Raw genomic sequence first — 16754 nt, forward strand, 5'->3', positions numbered from 1 at the left:
AAATTCATTGCCGCTTTGAAATGTGCAGCTTACCGCCTGTTTTGCACCCTTGCTCGGCTTACGGGGTTCACCGAGTTCGGGGGACTTCATGTCACGGCGGCAGCGTTGGCCCATGTTGTCATCCGCCATCCAAGGGTTTCATTGGACATGGCTCTCCGGCGCTTGAACACCCGCCATCCCGCTGAGGGGAAGCGCCAGGCTAATCAGGAAAATCAGGCAAAGCCGTAGACAGCGTGTCATGGGCTGAAGTGTAGCCAGTAGAAATGGTGCTAACAATCACGCTCCAGGCTTCTGGGTTAGCTGCCAGAAACCTCTATTGCGCGCTCATTTCCATTTCAGGACTTAGCGTGCCTAACCATGCGACAAGACAGATGATGAGGATTGCCATCAGGAATTCGAATTTCATGCTGCGGCGCAAGGCATTGACCGCTACAGAGTATTGACCATTGCGAACCGAGCGCTCCAATAGCGGGCTTAAGTGAAAGCGGTTCAGCGTCGCTAAAACGATCATCCCGGCAAAGAGCAGGATCTTCAAAAACAGCAACTGGCCATAGGTACTGAGCATGACCTCATCAAGGTTGGGACCGACGATGAAAAGGTAATTTACTACTCCCGTAACGCTTATGATCGCAACAATCACACCGCCGGCCGACTCAAAGCCAGTCAGCACGCGGGCAAGAATACGTGCTTCCTCCTCACCCTTCAGCGATTTCAACCGTAGCAGTAGAGCGAAGGCCGCTAGAGCACCCAACCAGCCACCTGCCGCTAATAAATGGAAAATGTCGCTGAGAAAATGCCAGTAGCGGCGGCTGCCTTCGTCCATGGCACCATGCCCCGTCCAGGCTAGCGTGGCCAACGCGATTGCTCCACAGACGGTGACGATCCAGAGGCTGGGTGTCGGATATCGTTTATTCAACGCGACGCCCAGAATTGCCCCCACCAAGGCGGCTATCCGAACCATCCAGGTCAGCCCAACGTCGGTGCCCATGATGACCATTTCAAAAATGTGGTGATGTAGCTCCATAAGCTCCGATACACCGCTCATTGCTTTTGCAAGCAACAACATCGCAGCAAGGGACAGAACTACACCTGCAACAGAAGTACCGTAGAGAAGCGACTCAAAGTTCAAGACCGTGCCCGATACCCTTTCCTTTCCCCTGAGGCTGTACAAGCCAAATATGGCCAGTCCAAATAACAACATCAGGTCAAAATAGAGAGCAAAGCGAACCACGATATTTAATGAGTCGCTCATGGATTATTTCACTTTGAATGAAAAGTTGCCGGTGATCGGGTGGGTGTCCGAAGACACTGCACGCCATTCAACTTTGTAGGTGCCGGTGGTCAGCGGTGCAGCCGGCGTAATCACCATGGTTTTCGGATCACCACCAGCAGCGACGGCGGCCTTTACACCCATGGGTGAGTTAGGCATGCCTGGCATGTCGGTCATGATCAGCTTTGCACCGGAGAACTGAGTGGTGAGATTCTCAGAAAAATGCAGTTCGATTTTCGACGGAGCCGCCGCATCCGAGCCTTCTGCCGGAGTGGAAGAAAGTAGTTTTGGATGTGCCTGGGCCACTGCACTCAGAAGCAAACCAGCAGTGATTGCAACAGCCACGGACGTAGTTTTAAGGAATGACATGCAAGACTCCTCACAGCAAGCGCTGTTGATTCGAGGTTTTTTGGGAGGAACTAGTTTTTAATTTCTTTAAAAACCACTGTTGATTAACTTGGAGCCCCCGTCCTCTTCGCCAGGTTGAACAGGAGAAACTCGCTAGCCCTAACGTCACAGTGCGAGAACACGATGCCACACGATCACAAACTGTTCGATTACATTTCAGTCAGCTTGATCCGATGTTTGGCATCTAATCGTTGAGCGTAGCAAGACCTGGAAAAGACACGGCGTACCGCAGGACAGGGGAGCTCAATCACTTTGAAAAATCCGCAGAGGCGTAGCAAACGCAGAACGCCAAGACGTCGTTGGTCCCAATGTTTTGTCGCTCAGCTAACCGTGGAATCGACGGCCGGAAACTCAAGATGAAAAGCCGTTTTCCCGTCGCCTGACGTACACCAGATCTTGCCATTGTGCGCTTCGACAATTGATCGGGTAATTGACAGACCTAGCCCTGCGTTGCTCGGACTTCCTTCTCGCCGCGCTGGGTCCACGCGATAAAAACGATCAAACAGCTTTTCAAGGTGTTCGGGGGCAATGGGCTCACCATAGTTTTCCACGACAACCGTTACCGACGCATCCTTGTGCTGAATATCGACACTGATTGACGTCCCTTCATAGGTGTAGCGCAGCGCATTTGAGAGCAGATTGGAAATCGCTCGGTGGAGCATAAGAACATCACCTCGCACGCTCCCCCGTCCTGAAACCTTGAGCTCGATCCCTCGTTCATCAGCCAACAGGCGGTAGTACTCAAGCAATTTTTCCACGACAGCCACCAGGTCTATTGGCTTGCTCTCGTGCGTAATTAGACCATTGTCAGATTTCGCCAGAAAAAGCATGTCATCAATCATCCGGCTCATGCGCTTCAAGTCATCAAGATTGGAGTACAAATTGTCTTCGTAGTCCTCGATGTTTCTTTTTCTCGAAAGCACCACTTCAGTGTGGGTCATCAAGTTGCTCACGGGGGTCCGTAGTTCGTGGGCAATGTCTGCCGAAAAGTTGGATAACCGGACAAATGCATCGTCGAGCCTGGATAACATGGCGTTGAACGACAACACCATCTGTTGAAGCTCTTTCGGAACGGGTGCCAGGGGAATACGCTCCTTGAGTGATTTTGCTGACATGGAGGCAGCAACCCATGTGACCTGGCGGATAGGCCGCATGCCACTGCTAGCTACCATCCAGCCGAGTGCAGCACTGACCAATGCGCTGATCACCAACCCTATCCAAAACCATCGTTCGAGCGTCTCGAAAAAGGACATATGCTGCGTAACGTCAAAAATCAACATGACAGTTAATGGCCTTTCTTGTCCCGTCACTACGGATTGCGCAGTCACACCACGGAACATCTGCTCTTGCTCCCGCCATTCCCAGACGGTTGTGTTTGTGGTTGTTCGAAACGCCTTCGGAACGTCGACCGGGCCGGGATCCGCAAACAGCACCTTGCCGTCGCCATCGATGATAAGCGCAGTCAAATCACGGTGTGCGCCCAGCAGCGCTTCTAACTCCGGTTTAGCCTCGCTGAATTGATCGATGTTGCTCAGCCCGGACAAGATCCGCTGGGTCGAGTGGAGTTTTTCGTACAATGCCTGCTGATCCAGCATCTTGAAATGATGCCGGCTGAGGTTATTGAAACTGAGTCCGGCGACCGTGAGCACGGCCGTTACCGCGAGCATAAACATCAGACTCATACGAGTCGTCAGGGACATCCGGTTCATCACGACTCCGAATCTGGTGCATCGAGCATGTAACCCATTCCCCTTGAGGTATGAATCAACTTGACCTCAAAATCGTCGTCTATCTTGGCCCTGAGCCGTCTCACTGCAACCTCGATAACGTTGGTATCGCTGTCGAAGTTCATATCCCAAACCTGGGAGGCGATAAGAGACTTTGGCAGCACCTCCCCTCGACGACGCAGCAGAAGCTCAAGCAACGCGAACTCTTTGGCCGTAAGGTCTATGCGTTTGCCTCCTCGGATGGCTCGACGCTTGAGCAGGTCCACTTCAAGGTCAGCCAGTTTCATAAAGGTTTGCGAAGGTGCGCTGCTACCGCGACGCAGCAGCGTTCTGACTCGAGCAAGCAATTCAGAAAACGCGAAGGGTTTGATCAGATAGTCATCCGCACCGAGTTCAAGTCCCTTCACTCGGTCTTCAACGCGGTCTCTGGCGGTGAGAAAAAGCACCGGGACGTCTTTCCCGGAAGCGCGCACCTTCTGCAGGACTTCCCAGCCATCCAAACCCGGCATCATGACGTCGAGAATCAGCAGATCATAGGCTTCGCTCAAAGCGTGCTGAAGCGCCTCTTTTCCATTCGTGAAACGGTCGACATTGAACCCGGCCTCGTTGAGCCCTTGCTGCAAATAGATACCTATTTTTGGTTCGTCTTCAGCGACAAGAAGTCTCATGAGGTCGTTCTCAGATAAAGGTTAAGCGGAGTCTGCAACGAAAACTGGCAGCCAACCAGCAACTGACAGAAAAGTAATCTTGGCTTCAGGTAGATGTCAGCGAGTGCTGGCTAGGGTTCAGACATGAGCACTTCATTGGTGCTCGACCGACCTCTGAGCGATGAATCGTATGGAAGTCGGATTCCCTCATGAGGAGCTACCCCGATGAACCACCTGAAAATGCTGTTTTTTGTAAGCTCGATACTGGTCTCGGCTTCTGTGTGGGCTGAAAGCGGCGGAGATCGTGTGATTGAGCGTATGGAAGGTTTGCGCGACAAGGCCGAGGCCACGTTGATGAAAGCTGAACAAGCCCCTGAAGGAGAGCGTCACGTCCACATGGCAGAACACATGAAGATGCTTGGCGACATCATGAGCCAGCTCCACAACGATCACCCAGATGCCTCAATGTCACCCCAACAGCATCTAGCCTGGATGGAGAAGCACGACAAAATTGTTGACGACGTTTTGCGCCAGATGCAGCGCGAGCACAAATTGATGCTTTCAGAAAACCATCAATAAACGCCCCCAGGATAAGTACTTGTCAGCATCTTGTTGCGGCGTCAATTGGACGCCGTATCTATTTAGAAAACTGACAAAGAAGTAATGCCCAAGTCAGTTAGCTGGCAGCTGAGCATCATTAGCATAGCCAATGTTCCCACGTATTCCTGAGGTCACCATGAAAACTACGCTCGCTACCCCGTTCATCGCAGCAATGACCCTTTTTTTCGCTGCTACGGCTATGGCTAATGCTGGGCATGGACAAGACGACATAGGCCAGCCTGGTGTGGCCTCTGACGTTACCCGCACTGTAGAGGTCGAGATGGGCGACATTTTTTTCAAGCCTAAAAGCATCGACGTAAAACCTGGTGAAACAATCCGCTTTGTCCTTCGCAACGAGGGTTCGCTGCTGCATGAGTTCAACATCGGCAAAGCCGCTGCTCATGCAGCACACCAGAAAGAAATGGCAAGCATGTTCAAGAACGGAACATTAAGCCCTACCGGTACCGGGAAGATGAGCGGCATGAGCCACGGCATGGGCGGAATGAAGATGGTCGCAATGGAGCATGACGACCCTAACAGTGTCCTGATTGAGCCTGGCTCAACCCAAGAGCTGATCTGGACCTTCAACGACAGTGCAGGGCTTCAGTTTGCCTGCAACGTGCCGGGGCATTACCAATCGGGAATGGTCGGCGAATTTGATCTGAAATAAACCGGAGTCGGCTGTTTCTGCCGGCCCGACGCAAGAGTTGGCTACGCTAAGTCGCAAGTAACATAGCAACGCTTCTCAGCCGGGGTCCGTGCGGAAACATCACCGCACCACTGTGGAGCCGCAAATCAGCGTTGTACTGAATATGCTCATTTCTAGTAGCACCTTACAAGGGGAATAGACATGCCTACCACCTCTGGCCATCACGACCATAATCACACCCATGCTGCTTCCCGGGATGATGCTGATCTACATGACCCGGTGTGTGGAATGGCAGTCACTTCGTCGAGTAAATTTGCTGAGACTTACCAAGGACAGACGTATCGGTTCTGTAGCCTGAAATGTCAGGAGAAGTTTCGAGCGGACCCTGAGCGCTACAGTGGCCACGTGGTGCGCAACGAGTCAGGCAGCACAACGCCGGAGTCTGCGGTACAAACGGGCACTGAATTTACGTGCCCGATGCATCCTGAAATACGGCAGACCGGCCCCGGTAACTGTCCTAAATGTGGCATGGCACTAGAGCCTGTCATGCCGGCGCTTGATGAAGAAGAAAATCCTGAACTCCGGGATTTCAATCGCCGCTTCTGGTGGTCGCTGCCCTTAACCGTGGTCGTAACCGTGCTCGCGATGGCGGGTCACTCGTTACAACTTCTTCATGGTTCGGCTCAAAACTGGATCGAGTTCGCTCTGGCGACACCCGTGACCTTATGGGCAGGATGGCCTTTTTTTGTAAGGGGACTGGCCTCGGTTAAAAATCGCAGTCCCAACATGTGGACTCTGATTGGGTTGGGCACCGCCGCAGCTTATCTGTACAGCGTCATAGCAACGCTCTTCCCCCAAAGTTTTCCCTCCAATTTCATGCAAGATGGACGTATCGGCGTTTACTTCGAAGCGGCAGCGGTCATCATCTCGCTCACGTTGCTTGGCCAGATCCTTGAGCTCAAAGCCCGATCACAAACTTCCGCCGCCATTAAGTCTCTTCTCGGCCTTTCGCCCAAAACTGCACGCCGGATCAATGCCGATGGCCAGGAGGAAGACATTCCTCTCACACATGTGCACCTGGGAGACCACTTACGGGTCAGACCGGGTGAAAAGGTGCCAGTTGATGGTTCGGTACTTGAGGGTGAAAGTGCGGTGGATGAGTCGATGCTCACTGGCGAGCCAGTCCCGGTAATGAAGAAAGCTGGAGATAGCCTGATCGGCGCCACGCTGAATACGCATGGGAGCCTGGTGATGGAGGCCCAGAAGGTCGGTGCCGAAACCATGCTGTCCCAGATCGTACAGATGGTCGCGAGAGCTCAGCGTTCCAAGGCGCCGATGCAACGAATGGCCGACTCGATTGCCGGCTACTTCGTGATGGGTGTTATCGCGATTGCGATAATGACATTTATCGGTTGGGGGCTTTTCGGCCCTGAGCCCAGTTGGGTGTTTGGTCTAATCAACGCTGTCGCCGTGCTGATCATCGCTTGTCCCTGTGCGTTGGGACTTGCTACGCCTATGTCGATCATGGTGTCGACAGGTAAAGCAGCCAGCATGGGTGTTTTGTTCAGAGATGCCAGTGCAATTGAAAGCCTTTGCAGAATCGACACGCTGATTGTCGACAAGACAGGCACCCTGACAGAGGGACGGCCCGTGTTTCACAGCGTGGAGGCCACTCCCACCTTCAATCCCGACGACGTCCTTCACCTGGCTGCCAGCCTTGATCAGGGCAGTGAGCATCCTTTAGCACATGCGATCGTCGATCACGCCCGAGCCGAGAACATAAAGCTCACCAAGCCCGAATCCTTTGAGTCGGATTCGGGTATCGGCGTCAGTGGCGTTGTCGATGGCAAGAAGCTCCAGCTGGGGAACACAGCGTTGATGGAAGCCGCAGGCGTGAGCACCAACTCCCTACAAGAGCGCGCTGAGGTGTTGCGACTTGACGGCATCAGTATTATCTACCTCGCCGTCGACGGCGCATTGGCAGGTTTGTTGGCCGTATCAGATCCGATCAAGCCAACCTCAAAAGAGGCCGTCACCAAGCTTAAGGCTCACAACGTGAAAATCATCATGGCTACTGGGGACGGGCTTACTACCGCTCGGGCTGTCGCCAGGGAGATGGGGATTGAAGAGGTCCACGGTGAAGTCAAACCCCAAGACAAGGAACGTCTGGTGGCAGACCTACAGCAACACGGGCGAAAAGTGGCCATGGCAGGTGACGGTATCAACGATGCTCCGGCCCTGGCGCGAGCAGATGTGGGGATAGCCATGGGAACGGGGACTGACGTGGCGATGAATAGCGCGCAACTCACGCTGGTCAAAGGTGACCTGATGGGGATCTTACGAGCACGAGCTCTTTCGGTCGCCACAGTTAAAAACATGCGCCAGAATTTGGGCTTTGCTTTTCTCTACAACTCAATGGGTATACCTCTTGCCGCTGGTTTGCTCTATCCATTGACGGGGCACCTCCTGTCGCCAATGATCGCTGCCATAGCCATGAGCGTCAGTTCCGCGTCGGTAGTTTTCAATGCATTGAGGCTGAGGAATACCCGAGTTGACTGACCTTCAAAATTGCAGCGGTTTTAACTCGGGGGGAATGGCGATCCATGTGCTTTCTTCAATCCCTTTAAGCGCGCATTCGCCCTTTGCACAGCGGCCATTTTTTCGGGCCGCTTCATGCGCTTCCACTTTCTGATGTCTTCCTTATTCCGCCCGCAGCTCACACACAGATCACCACTGAGTTGGCAAACCGAGATACAAGGATTCTCGATTTCTTTTGCCATGGTCAGTCCCCCTTAGCTTTATGTAGTTGAGCCACGCGACGTTTCCAGTCGCCTATGTGCGTGCGTTGGCACTCTTGCTCCGAGTCAAAGCGGACATTGCGGTCTGAAACAGGCAGGTCAAGATTGGCCTCTTTCAAGGCGATCGCCGTCAACTCAAAGATGCGGGCCTTCGCGTCAATCTCGGCCCGCTTCCTGTCAGCCAGGGTTTCGAACACCCAGATGACCTTCAGGGTTTCAGCCAACGCACTTAGGTCAGCGGTGTGAGTGAGCCAAATAAACCCCTTTATCTCGTCCTTTGCTGTTTCGCACGCGTCGGTGAGCGTGACGATCAACTGGCGCTCGATCCGAGCCAGTTCACGTTTACCGGGCGGCATCGGTGTGTCCTATAGAGGTTGTGCTGGACAGGCGCTGAGTCATGTCTGCCGGAACTCGACGGTCAGGTGGCTGACTTCGTGAACTGTTTTGAGACGCTCACGAATGCTCTCGGCGTTCACAGTGGCTTCACCTAGAACGCTGACGATCGCCGCGCACGCTTGAGGTCCCACCCTCCAAACGTGCAAGTCTGTAATGGTAGCGCCACCAGGTTTCTCAACGAGTTCGCGGATTTCCTCGGCAACGTGCGCGTCGGTCTGATCGAGCAACACGCCCGCAGTTACCCCCATCAAGGTCCAGGCCCAACGCGCGATAACGATAGCGCCGACGATACCCATGACCGGGTCGAGCCACACCCAACCCAGATATCGACCGGCAAGCAAGGCAGCGATGGCCAGAATCGACGTCAGCGCGTCTGCAACGACGTGGACATAGGCGGACCTCAAGTTGTTGTCGTTTCCGTTGTGGGCATGAGGGTGATCGTGGTCGTGCCCATGTCCATGTCCATGCCCATGCCCATGCCCATGACCCAGCAGCAGGGCACTGACAATGTTGACGAGCAAACCGACAACGGCGATGAGGGTCGCGGTGCCAAACTGAACCGGTGTTGGCTGCAACAAACGCATGAACGATTCAACGCCAATGCCCAACGAAATCATGCCAAGAATCAGCGCCGAGGCGAACCCGCCCAAGTCTCCAACCTTTCCTGTACCGAAACTGTAGCGCTGGCTGGTAGCGTGGCGTTTTGCGTATCCGTAAGCGGCCGCCGCGATGCCCAATGCGCCGGCATGGGTTGCCATGTGGAAGCCATCGGCCAGTAACGCCATCGAACCCGTGATATAGCCGGCGGTGATCTCCCCGATCATCATTACCACCGTGAGTGCTACAACCCAAAGCGTACGCTTGGCATTCTCATCGTGCGCTGAGCCTAGAAACACGTGGTCGTGTGTGTAATCGATGTCGGTCCTGCTCATACGTGTTTACCTGGATGCATTCACTTGGAGTACCGGCGGATAGCTTCAAGAAGCTCTTCGACGCCCTTGTTACGCTCTTCTTCGCTGAGCGCGGGGTTCGCGACATGTGCTCGTGCGTGATCCTCGATGATCTCCTCCATCAGCCCGTTGATGGCACCCCGAGTGGCCGCAACAAGATGTAGTGTCTTGGCGCAGTCGAAGTCCGATTCCAATGCTCGTTCAACAGCTTGAATTTGCCCGGCAATACGTTTTACACGTTTAAGAAGATCGTCTTTGTGTGATGCGATATGACCCACGCTATACCCCCCCTACCTATATAGGGTCGCATGATAGGCCTCCCCCCTATACCTATGCAAGGTTCGCGGGAGGACAGATCAAAGCCGTTGACGAAACGAGAGGCATACAAAATCGTTGGATCAAGCGAGAGAGCCGCAATGTTGCCGTTAGCCGACCTTTACCGACGAGAACAATAGGGCGCACTCCTGGAAACCGTTCAAATGGTAGCGAGCTAATTAGCAGCCGAGTGGTCAAGTCCCGTAAAACTTCTCGAAATCTGCGCTCACGGCTTTGATTAGATAATCGTTGACCTTGCCATGGTGTCAACGTCGATGCTGTCGCTGCGGGGAAAAGACACCGCTCAGCACGAGGGTAATTCACATGGTCGTCTTAGATGTATCAGGCATTGGTTGCGGCAGCTGCGTCGGCAAAATCACCAGAGCGATCCAGGCACTGGACGACAACGCTACGGTCTCCGTCGATCGATCAACCGGTAAGGTGAGTGTTGAAAGTAGCGAAAACGCTGAACAGCTCCGTAAAGCTGTGGAGGCTGTTGGTTTTCCTTCCAAGATCAGCCATTGAATGGAGACGCCTGCTCCTGAGTAGAGCGTCGTCTGATGGTGAATACCTTTGAATCCGAAAGTACCTGAGCCGCTGTATCGGCCAAAGTTGGCTCGCATGCGCCTATGCTGCTAGTCACCGCGCAGAGCTTTGAGCAAACCCTTGAATGCTCCATTTAGCCGAGTAAAAGCGGCATCGAAACGTATCGCGTTTTCCGTGTATTTCGCGACCTCGACCTGCTGATCGACAGTATTTTGGTCCAAGGCAGGCTGAGCCGGCGTGCTGTAAAGCAAGTCGCGCCCGTATATAGCCACCGCCGATTCTTTCTTAAGAAAATGCTTTGCGTTTGTTGTTTTCAAAGAAAACGCAGTGGTAGCAGGTTCTTTGGTTTGGCTGGCGAGCACAGTAGAAAAATCCAAGTCTTGGGCTTTGAAGTTCGGAGTGTCAGCGTTCGCGATATTGTTACTTAAGATCTCAGCTCTTTGGCCACGATAAACTAACGCTCTTTCTGCGGAGCCTAATGCTTTCTCAAAATTAATACTCACAATTAATCACCCTCGGTGGCATTACTATCTTCTTTGATCATTGAACACCCAGCTGTTGCAGCAGAGCATTCAAGTCTCCTATTAATTTTAATGCAGAGACCTAGAACATCGCCTCCGTGAGAATTAATGGAACCCAAAGCAATGATTACACTTCAATCTTATATTCAATAAAAGTCGCGCAATGCGAAAAGATGGAGACCATACGTATTAAATAGCGTGTACTTCAAGAAAAATATTCCAAACTGACACAACTGTAATATTGGCCTAAGCTTCCTGACAGGGGGTGTCTCTTATAGTCCAACTGAGTCTTTTGCTCACCCCCAAAGAGTCCAATCCATGATGTGATTCAGAGGGGATATTTTCACACATCTGAGGTAGCCCATATGAACACCATCAAAACCTTGTTCGTCGTCGCAGCGCTGACTGTTTCCACTCTGGCCATGGCTGAAGGCGGTGGTGACCGGACTTTCGCACGTATGGAAGTGGCCAGGACGAATTCGATGGAATCGTACCAGGTAGCTCAAACGCAGAGCGCTCAACCGCCTGTCGCTGAAAGCAAAGCCAAAGCGATGGACCATAAAAACTGCTGAACGATCAGGCACGCGGCCAAGCTGACAGAAATGTAATCACGAAGGTGGTTTAGATGTGGCAATTTCTGAGCTCGCTTGCAATGAAAAATTCGTCTTTTTTTCGGTACGCGAAGCTCATCTTGCCAACTCACGGGTTGATTTGAACGGCTCCCTTTTGACTGATTGGAAATAAACGGCATGCATTCCAAAACCTCTAGACGGACATTCGTTAAAGGCCTGGCCGCCGGCGGCATCCTTGGTGGCCTTGGTCTGTGGCGCACTCCTGTATGGGCAGTGACCAGTCCCGGCCTGCCGAGCGTCCTCACCGGCAACGAATTTGATCTGTTTATTGGTGAAACGCCGGTAAACATCACTGGCTCGCCGCGCACAGCCATGACCATCAATGGCTCGTTGCCGGGGCCTTTGCTGCGTTGGCGCGAAGGGGAGACGGTCACTCTGCGCGTGAAGAACCGTCTGGATCAAGACACCTCCATCCACTGGCACGGCATTATTTTGCCTGCCAACATGGATGGCGTACCGGGTTTGAGCTTCCACGGCATCGCGCCCGACGGCATGTACGAATACAAGTTCAAGGTGCATCAAAACGGCACGTACTGGTACCACAGCCATTCTGGGTTGCAAGAGCAGGCAGGTGTTTACGGGCCAATAGTCATCGATTCGAAAGAGCCTGAGCCGTTTCAATACAATCGCGACTATGTGGTGATGCTGACTGACTGGACCGATGAGGATCCTGGGCGCGTCATGGCCAAACTCAAGAAACAATCGGACTACTACAACCACCACAAACGTACCGTGGGCGACTTCATCGACGACGTCAGCAAGCAAGGTTGGTCTGCTGCCGTCGCCGACCGGAAAATGTGGGCCGAAATGAAAATGAACCCAACTGATCTGGCAGACGTCAGCGAGGATACTTACACCTACCTCATGAATGGCCAAGCGCCGAACGGCAACTGGACCGGTATTTTTAAGCCTGGCGAGAAGCTACGCCTGCGCTTTATCAATGGCTCAGCGATGAGCTATTTCGATGTTCGCATTCCTGGTTTGAAAATGACCGTGGTGGCGGCCGACGGCCAATATGTCCAACCAGTCAGTGTCGATGAATTCCGAATCGCCGTGGCAGAAACCTATGATGTGATTGTTGAGCCTGCCACCGAGGAGGCTTACACAATCTTTGCCCAGTCCATGGATAGAACCGGCTATGCGCGGGGGACCTTGGCAGTTCGTGAAGGACTGAAAGCACCGGTACCGGCGATCGATCCGCGTCCGCTGTTGACCATGGATGACATGGGCATGGGCGGTATGGCTGGCATGGACCATGGCAGCATGGCTGGCATGGGCGGCGGCGATATGAAACAGGGTGACATGTCAGGTATGGCTGGCATGGATCACAGCAAGATGCAGGGAATGGACCAAGGTGACATGACCGGGATGACCGGCATGGGCAGTGGTGACATGACCAACATGGCCGGCATGGACCATAGCAAGATGGCAGGTATGGACAAAGGTGACATGTCCAACATGGCCGGCATGGACCACAGCAAGATGGCGGGGATGGACAAAGGCGACATGTCCGACATGGCCGGCATGGACCACAGCCAGATGGCAGGGATGGGCGGTATGGGAGGCGAGATGCAATCTCACCCAGCGTCCGAAACCAACAACCCGTTGGTTGACATGCAGGCCATGAACCCAACGCCAAAACTGAACGATCCAGGTATCGGTTTGCGGAACAACGGTCGACGGGTGCTCACTTACTCAGATCTGAAGAGCACTTTCCAGGACCCTGATGGCCGAGAGCCCAATCGCACCATTGAGCTGCATCTGACCGGTCACATGGAAAAGTTTTCCTGGTCCTTCAACGGCATCAAATTTTCTGATGCTGAGCCCCTTCGTCTCAAGTACGGGGAGCGTCTTCGCATCACCTTGGTAAACGACACCATGATGACGCACCCCATCCACCTTCATGGAATGTGGAGCGACCTTGAAGATGAAAACGGCAAGTTCATGGTACGTAAGCACACAATCGACATGCCACCGGGTACCAAGCGCAGCTATCGAGTAACCGCCGATGCTTTAGGTCGCTGGGCCTATCACTGCCACCTGCTTTTCCATATGGAAATGGGCATGTTCCGTGAAGTACGGGTTGATGAGTAAAGGAGACGATCTGTGAGCACACACCTAAATCGTAAATCGCTGATCGGTTGCCTCTTTGCTTTTGGCCTGATGGGTGGATTCTCCTGCGTAGCATTGGCAGTCGAAGAACGTGGTGATCCTTCACCTGCTACTTCTGCGGATGCGCCGAACAAGACTGCGACCACGTCAAACGAGGCAACGCCGAATCACGCGACGATACCTCATACCAAGATGCGCCATGAGTCGATGGATCATGACCATGAAAACAAGAAGGCGGATTGAGATCATGACCAAGAATTTTTTACGCCCAACGTTGATGGTATTGGCAGTTTCTACGAGTCCTGTCTTCTTTGCCGTGGCTCACGCCGCTGAAGAGATGGATCACTCGAAGATGAACCATGGCTCCATGGGAGCGATGGACCATAGCAACATGGGGGCTATGGACCACAGCAAGATGAAAATGGACGACGGTCAAATGACCGGCATGGAAAGTATGGATGAAGGGACGACGACAACCAGTCGAACCCCTGTCCCCGTACTTACCGATGCTGACCGTGCAGCCGCCTTTCCAGATGTCGCTGGTCATGGTGTCCACGACAAAACAATCAACTCTTTCATGCTGCTGGATAAGTTTGAATACCAGGATGCTGACAACGGTAGTGCGTTGGCTTGGGATGCGAAAGGATGGATCGGCGGTGACATTGATCGACTGTGGTTGCGCTCGGAAGGCGAACGTACCAATGGCGTGACGGAAAGTGCTGAATTATCCGCGCTCTGGGGGCACTCCATCGGACCGTGGTGGGACGTCGTCACCGGTGTACGACAGGATTTCAAACCAGGGTCTCCTCAAACCTGGGCCGCACTCGGCATTCAGGGCATGGCCCTCTACAACTTCGAGGCCGAAGCGACTGCCTACATCGGTGAGAACGGTCAATCGGCTGCTCGACTGGAAGGCGATTACGACATTCTGCTGACGAATCGATTGATCTTGCAGCCGACGGCCGAGGTCAATTTTTATGGGAAGAATGACCCTCAGCGCGGCATCGGGTCCGGATTAGCCAACACCGAAGTGGGGCTCCGATTGCGTTATGAGATTGTCCGCCAATTTGCCCCTTATATCGGGGTGAGTTGGAGCCGTTCCTATGGCAATACGGCAGACTTTGCACGTGAGGAAGGTGAAGATGCCAGCGAGGCACGCTTTGTCGCCGGTATCCGGATGTGGTTCTGAGAACCGGGCATGAAGATTACACTGAAGGCACTGATAGCTGCTGGTCTGGCCACCGTAGCAGCGGCTGCCGGCGTGGTATATTTCGGCGTGATCAATGTCGGGGCGGATGATCCCCACTCTGCCCCTGTCTACGCGCTACTTTCTATTGCTCGGGATCGCTCGATCGAAGTGCGCTCGCGCGACATTCAGGTCCCCGACCTGAGCCAAGAAGCCCTCATCCGTGAAGGTGCTGGCAACTACAACTCGATGTGTGTCGGTTGCCATTTGGCTCCGGGCCTTACAGGCACCGAACTGAGTAACAGCCTTTACCCCGCACCTCCGAACCTTTCAAAACTGGGCGTCGATGGGCACCCAGCCGCAGCTTTTTGGATCATCAAGCACGGCATCAAATCCACCGGCATGCCCGCGTGGGGCAAAAGCATGGCCGATCCGTACATATAGGGGATGGTCGCATTTCTCCAGCAGCTTCCGTCACTTGATACAGAGCAATACAAAGCCCTGATCACGAGTAGCGGTGGCCATCAACACGGTGGTGGCGAAAGCGTGATGCACAACCATGAGGGTCAACATGGAACGACCCAGGGGCAAAGTGGCGCAGGTGCTGCCAACCAAAGGGCGGAAGTCCGCGCTAATGATGACGAGAAAAACACGGCACATGCCCATGGCCCCTCCGCAGCGCCGTCTGCAAAGGAGCCTGCGGACCACGCCGATCATAAGGGTAGGGAAGCTTCAGATGACGCGGCCCCGACTCCAACCGTACAGCCCAAATCACATACACATACTGATGGGAAGGAACATACCCATGCGAAATAATTCTCTTCGTCGCAGACGGGCACTTCGTCTCGCTGCTCTCGTGGCTCTGTTCATCAGTTCAGCCAGTCACGCAGCAGAGCCATTGACGATCGATGTACATCGCGACGCTAATTGCGGATGCTGCAAGAAATGGGTCCAGCACCTTGAAGCCAGCGGCTTTACCGTCGTTGATCACGTGGAAACCAACATGAGCGCGATCAAGCGCGGTCTCGGGATTTCTCCTGAGCTCTCGTCCTGTCACACAGCAACCATCAACGGAAAGTTTGTTGAAGGTCACGTGCCCGCCGAGCAAATCATTGCGATGAGCAAACGTGATGACCTGCTCGGGATTGCCGTTCCAGGCATGCCGGCCGGCTCCCCAGGAATGGAAGTGGACGGGAAACATGACGCGTATAACGTAATCGGCTTGTCAAAGGCAGGCACAGACCACGTCGTTGCTGAATACCCCGAAAACTGATCTTCTAATCTCACTCCTGCATGGTGAAGGTCATGGCCGTGCAGAGGACATAGCTCATTTCGAACGTAAAAAAGGCGCCACTAGGGCGCCTAAACCACCTCCCAAACCAAAGGAAAAACAAGGAGGCGGGATGTATCAGGTGGTCGAGCAATTGTTTACTGCACGTTAGAAACCCTTCGACTGACGGAATGATTTCATAAAATGGATAACTTCAGGCTTTCCTGAAAATTACTTCTACGTCAGCGAGCAGTAAGCTAGTTTCGGACAAAGGAGAATTATGCAGTTCTTAAATAATTTCATTGTCTAGCTTCCATGGGGGCAGTTGTCGGCCATGACCTTATATTCCACGGTGTTAAGCTTGCCCGTAGAGTCTTCATAGGTCATGCGCGAAGGGGCAACCCCACAGGTTTTATTGGCTTGCGTGACACTGACGACCTTGTGGATATCGAGGTTCATACCATATTCATAATGAACAACTTCAGGAGGAGTCTTGCCGTTCCTTGAGGCATATTGCTCCATTGCTTGTTGGTTCTCTTGCATCATTCGACCATACACGCGGTCACCGCCACCTTCAGCCATGGCTAATGAAGATAAGGTCAAAATCGAAGCGGCGCAAAACGCTTTCACTGCTGTCATTGCTTTCATGATTTTCTCCTAAAGCTCAATTTACTGAGTTAAAGAGTAACAAGTGAAAGCTTTCAGAAAGCTGCCGCGAAGGTTACTA

At 53.3% G+C, this 16754-nt stretch carries 19 protein-coding genes and 2 pseudogenes; 10 read left to right on the plus strand and 11 right to left on the minus strand.

Annotated elements, in window-relative coordinates; translation table 11 throughout:
• Positions 1-16: 16 nt before the first annotated feature.
• The 5 genes and pseudogenes from Q7W83_RS28640 to Q7W83_RS28660 form a co-directional block, all read right to left on the minus strand.
• Positions 17-240: pseudogene (locus Q7W83_RS28640) on the minus strand (hypothetical protein); the annotation flags it as partial.
• Positions 241-313: 73 nt separating this feature from the next.
• Entirely contained in the window at positions 314-1252 is a 939-nt protein-coding gene (gene copD, locus Q7W83_RS28645; RefSeq protein WP_019816987.1) for a copper homeostasis membrane protein CopD, read from the minus strand.
• A 3-nt stretch (positions 1253-1255) separates the two neighbouring features.
• The gene (gene copC, locus Q7W83_RS28650; RefSeq protein WP_024014909.1) at positions 1256-1639 is read right to left on the minus strand and encodes a copper homeostasis periplasmic binding protein CopC; all 384 of its coding nucleotides are present in this window, start codon (positions 1637-1639) and stop codon (positions 1256-1258) included.
• 359 nt (positions 1640-1998) lie between these two features.
• The gene (locus Q7W83_RS28655; protein WP_019816985.1) at positions 1999-3387 is read right to left on the minus strand and encodes a heavy metal sensor histidine kinase; all 1389 of its coding nucleotides are present in this window, start codon (positions 3385-3387) and stop codon (positions 1999-2001) included.
• Positions 3387-4073, minus strand: coding sequence for a heavy metal response regulator transcription factor (locus Q7W83_RS28660; RefSeq protein ID WP_019816984.1), 687 nt, complete (start codon positions 4071-4073; stop codon positions 3387-3389). The genes Q7W83_RS28655 and Q7W83_RS28660 overlap by 1 nt, the downstream gene beginning before the upstream one ends.
• A 204-nt stretch (positions 4074-4277) precedes the next feature.
• Here Q7W83_RS28660 and Q7W83_RS28665 point away from each other — a divergent pair, with 204 nt between their 5' ends.
• The 3 genes from Q7W83_RS28665 (at position 4278) to Q7W83_RS28675 (ending at position 7860) form a co-directional block, all read left to right on the plus strand.
• A complete protein-coding gene (locus tag Q7W83_RS28665; protein ID WP_024014911.1) occupies positions 4278-4631 on the plus strand; it encodes a co-regulatory protein PtrA N-terminal domain-containing protein in 354 nt (117 codons plus the stop codon).
• A gap of 157 nt (positions 4632-4788) precedes the next feature.
• Entirely contained in the window at positions 4789-5322 is a 534-nt protein-coding gene (locus tag Q7W83_RS28670; protein ID WP_019816982.1) for a cupredoxin domain-containing protein, read from the plus strand.
• 180 nt (positions 5323-5502) lie between these two features.
• Positions 5503-7860, plus strand: coding sequence for a heavy metal translocating P-type ATPase (locus Q7W83_RS28675; protein WP_024014913.1), 2358 nt, complete (start codon positions 5503-5505; stop codon positions 7858-7860).
• A gap of 20 nt (positions 7861-7880) precedes the next feature.
• Here the strand turns inward: Q7W83_RS28675 and Q7W83_RS28680 are convergent, their stop codons facing one another.
• From Q7W83_RS28680 to Q7W83_RS28695, 4 genes are read right to left on the minus strand one after another with little or no spacing between them, the layout of a single operon-like run.
• Entirely contained in the window at positions 7881-8081 is a 201-nt protein-coding gene (locus tag Q7W83_RS28680) for a DUF1289 domain-containing protein (protein ID WP_019816980.1), read from the minus strand.
• A 2-nt stretch (positions 8082-8083) separates the two neighbouring features.
• Positions 8084-8455, minus strand: a complete 372-nt coding sequence (locus Q7W83_RS28685) for a hypothetical protein (RefSeq protein ID WP_045061253.1) — start codon at positions 8453-8455, stop codon at positions 8084-8086.
• Positions 8456-8494: 39 nt separating this feature from the next.
• Positions 8495-9427 (minus strand): CDF family Co(II)/Ni(II) efflux transporter DmeF, encoded by a 933-nt coding sequence (dmeF, locus tag Q7W83_RS28690; protein ID WP_019816891.1) that lies wholly within the window; start codon positions 9425-9427, stop codon positions 8495-8497.
• 20 nt (positions 9428-9447) lie between these two features.
• Positions 9448-9723 carry a metal/formaldehyde-sensitive transcriptional repressor gene (locus Q7W83_RS28695; RefSeq protein ID WP_019816892.1) on the minus strand — a complete coding sequence of 92 codons (276 nt, stop codon included), beginning with the start codon at positions 9721-9723 and terminating at the stop codon, positions 9448-9450.
• 361 nt (positions 9724-10084) lie between these two features.
• Here Q7W83_RS28695 and Q7W83_RS28700 point away from each other — a divergent pair, with 361 nt between their 5' ends.
• Positions 10085-10285 (plus strand): heavy-metal-associated domain-containing protein, encoded by a 201-nt coding sequence (locus Q7W83_RS28700; protein WP_019816893.1) that lies wholly within the window; start codon positions 10085-10087, stop codon positions 10283-10285.
• 110 nt (positions 10286-10395) lie between these two features.
• On the opposite strand, the gene flgB is transcribed toward Q7W83_RS28700, so the two are convergent.
• A complete protein-coding gene (gene flgB, locus Q7W83_RS28705) occupies positions 10396-10809 on the minus strand; it encodes a flagellar basal body rod protein FlgB (protein ID WP_019816894.1) in 414 nt (137 codons plus the stop codon).
• Between the two features lie 383 nt (positions 10810-11192).
• Here flgB and Q7W83_RS28710 point away from each other — a divergent pair, with 383 nt between their 5' ends.
• From Q7W83_RS28710 to Q7W83_RS28735, 6 genes and pseudogenes are all read left to right on the plus strand, one after another.
• Entirely contained in the window at positions 11193-11399 is a 207-nt protein-coding gene (locus Q7W83_RS28710) for a co-regulatory protein PtrA N-terminal domain-containing protein (RefSeq protein ID WP_019816895.1), read from the plus strand.
• A 177-nt stretch (positions 11400-11576) separates the two neighbouring features.
• Entirely contained in the window at positions 11577-13553 is a 1977-nt protein-coding gene (locus Q7W83_RS28715) for a copper resistance system multicopper oxidase (protein ID WP_019816896.1), read from the plus strand.
• A 12-nt stretch (positions 13554-13565) separates the two neighbouring features.
• Positions 13566-13814 carry a hypothetical protein gene (locus Q7W83_RS28720; RefSeq protein WP_131670796.1) on the plus strand — a complete coding sequence of 83 codons (249 nt, stop codon included), beginning with the start codon at positions 13566-13568 and terminating at the stop codon, positions 13812-13814.
• A complete protein-coding gene (locus Q7W83_RS28725; RefSeq protein ID WP_019816897.1) occupies positions 13786-14760 on the plus strand; it encodes a copper resistance protein B in 975 nt (324 codons plus the stop codon). Before Q7W83_RS28720 ends, Q7W83_RS28725 begins: the two co-directional genes overlap by 29 nt.
• Positions 14761-14769: 9 nt before the next feature.
• Positions 14770-15573 (plus strand): annotated as a pseudogene (locus Q7W83_RS28730) (c-type cytochrome).
• Entirely contained in the window at positions 15563-16030 is a 468-nt protein-coding gene (locus Q7W83_RS28735; RefSeq protein ID WP_032872163.1) for a DUF411 domain-containing protein, read from the plus strand. The pseudogene Q7W83_RS28730 and the gene Q7W83_RS28735 overlap by 11 nt, the downstream one beginning before the upstream one ends.
• 303 nt (positions 16031-16333) lie before the next feature.
• Here the strand turns inward: Q7W83_RS28735 and Q7W83_RS28740 are convergent, their stop codons facing one another.
• Complete coding sequence (locus tag Q7W83_RS28740; RefSeq protein ID WP_032872197.1) at positions 16334-16666, minus strand: DUF2790 domain-containing protein; 333 nt, start codon at positions 16664-16666, stop codon at positions 16334-16336.
• Positions 16667-16754: the final 88 nt, after the last annotated feature.

The sequence above is a fragment of the Pseudomonas sp. 300 genome, assembly GCF_055803035.1.

Excerpts from the sequence above, each read along its gene's own strand:
- Q7W83_RS28715 (WP_019816896.1), top strand. The coding sequence starts at position 11,577 with ATGCATTCCAAAACCTCTAGACGGACATTCGTTAAAGGCCTGGCCGCC.
- Q7W83_RS28680 (WP_019816980.1), bottom strand. The coding sequence starts at position 8,081 with ATGGCAAAAGAAATCGAGAATCCTTGTATCTCGGTTTGCCAACTCAGT.
- Q7W83_RS28665 (WP_024014911.1), top strand. The coding sequence starts at position 4,278 with ATGAACCACCTGAAAATGCTGTTTTTTGTAAGCTCGATACTGGTCTCG.
- Q7W83_RS28700 (WP_019816893.1), top strand. The coding sequence starts at position 10,085 with ATGGTCGTCTTAGATGTATCAGGCATTGGTTGCGGCAGCTGCGTCGGC.
- Q7W83_RS28725 (WP_019816897.1), top strand. The coding sequence starts at position 13,786 with ATGACCATGAAAACAAGAAGGCGGATTGAGATCATGACCAAGAATTTT.
- copC (WP_024014909.1), bottom strand. The coding sequence starts at position 1,639 with ATGTCATTCCTTAAAACTACGTCCGTGGCTGTTGCAATCACTGCTGGT.
- Q7W83_RS28660 (WP_019816984.1), bottom strand. The coding sequence starts at position 4,073 with ATGAGACTTCTTGTCGCTGAAGACGAACCAAAAATAGGTATCTATTTG.
- Q7W83_RS28740 (WP_032872197.1), bottom strand. The coding sequence starts at position 16,666 with ATGACAGCAGTGAAAGCGTTTTGCGCCGCTTCGATTTTGACCTTATCT.
- Q7W83_RS28655 (WP_019816985.1), bottom strand. The coding sequence starts at position 3,387 with ATGAACCGGATGTCCCTGACGACTCGTATGAGTCTGATGTTTATGCTC.
- Q7W83_RS28685 (WP_045061253.1), bottom strand. The coding sequence starts at position 8,455 with ATGCCGCCCGGTAAACGTGAACTGGCTCGGATCGAGCGCCAGTTGATC.
- Q7W83_RS28675 (WP_024014913.1), top strand. The coding sequence starts at position 5,503 with ATGCCTACCACCTCTGGCCATCACGACCATAATCACACCCATGCTGCT.
- Q7W83_RS28710 (WP_019816895.1), top strand. The coding sequence starts at position 11,193 with ATGAACACCATCAAAACCTTGTTCGTCGTCGCAGCGCTGACTGTTTCC.
- Q7W83_RS28735 (WP_032872163.1), top strand. The coding sequence starts at position 15,563 with ATGCGAAATAATTCTCTTCGTCGCAGACGGGCACTTCGTCTCGCTGCT.
- Q7W83_RS28670 (WP_019816982.1), top strand. The coding sequence starts at position 4,789 with ATGAAAACTACGCTCGCTACCCCGTTCATCGCAGCAATGACCCTTTTT.
- copD (WP_019816987.1), bottom strand. The coding sequence starts at position 1,252 with ATGAGCGACTCATTAAATATCGTGGTTCGCTTTGCTCTCTATTTTGAC.
- dmeF (WP_019816891.1), bottom strand. The coding sequence starts at position 9,427 with ATGAGCAGGACCGACATCGATTACACACACGACCACGTGTTTCTAGGC.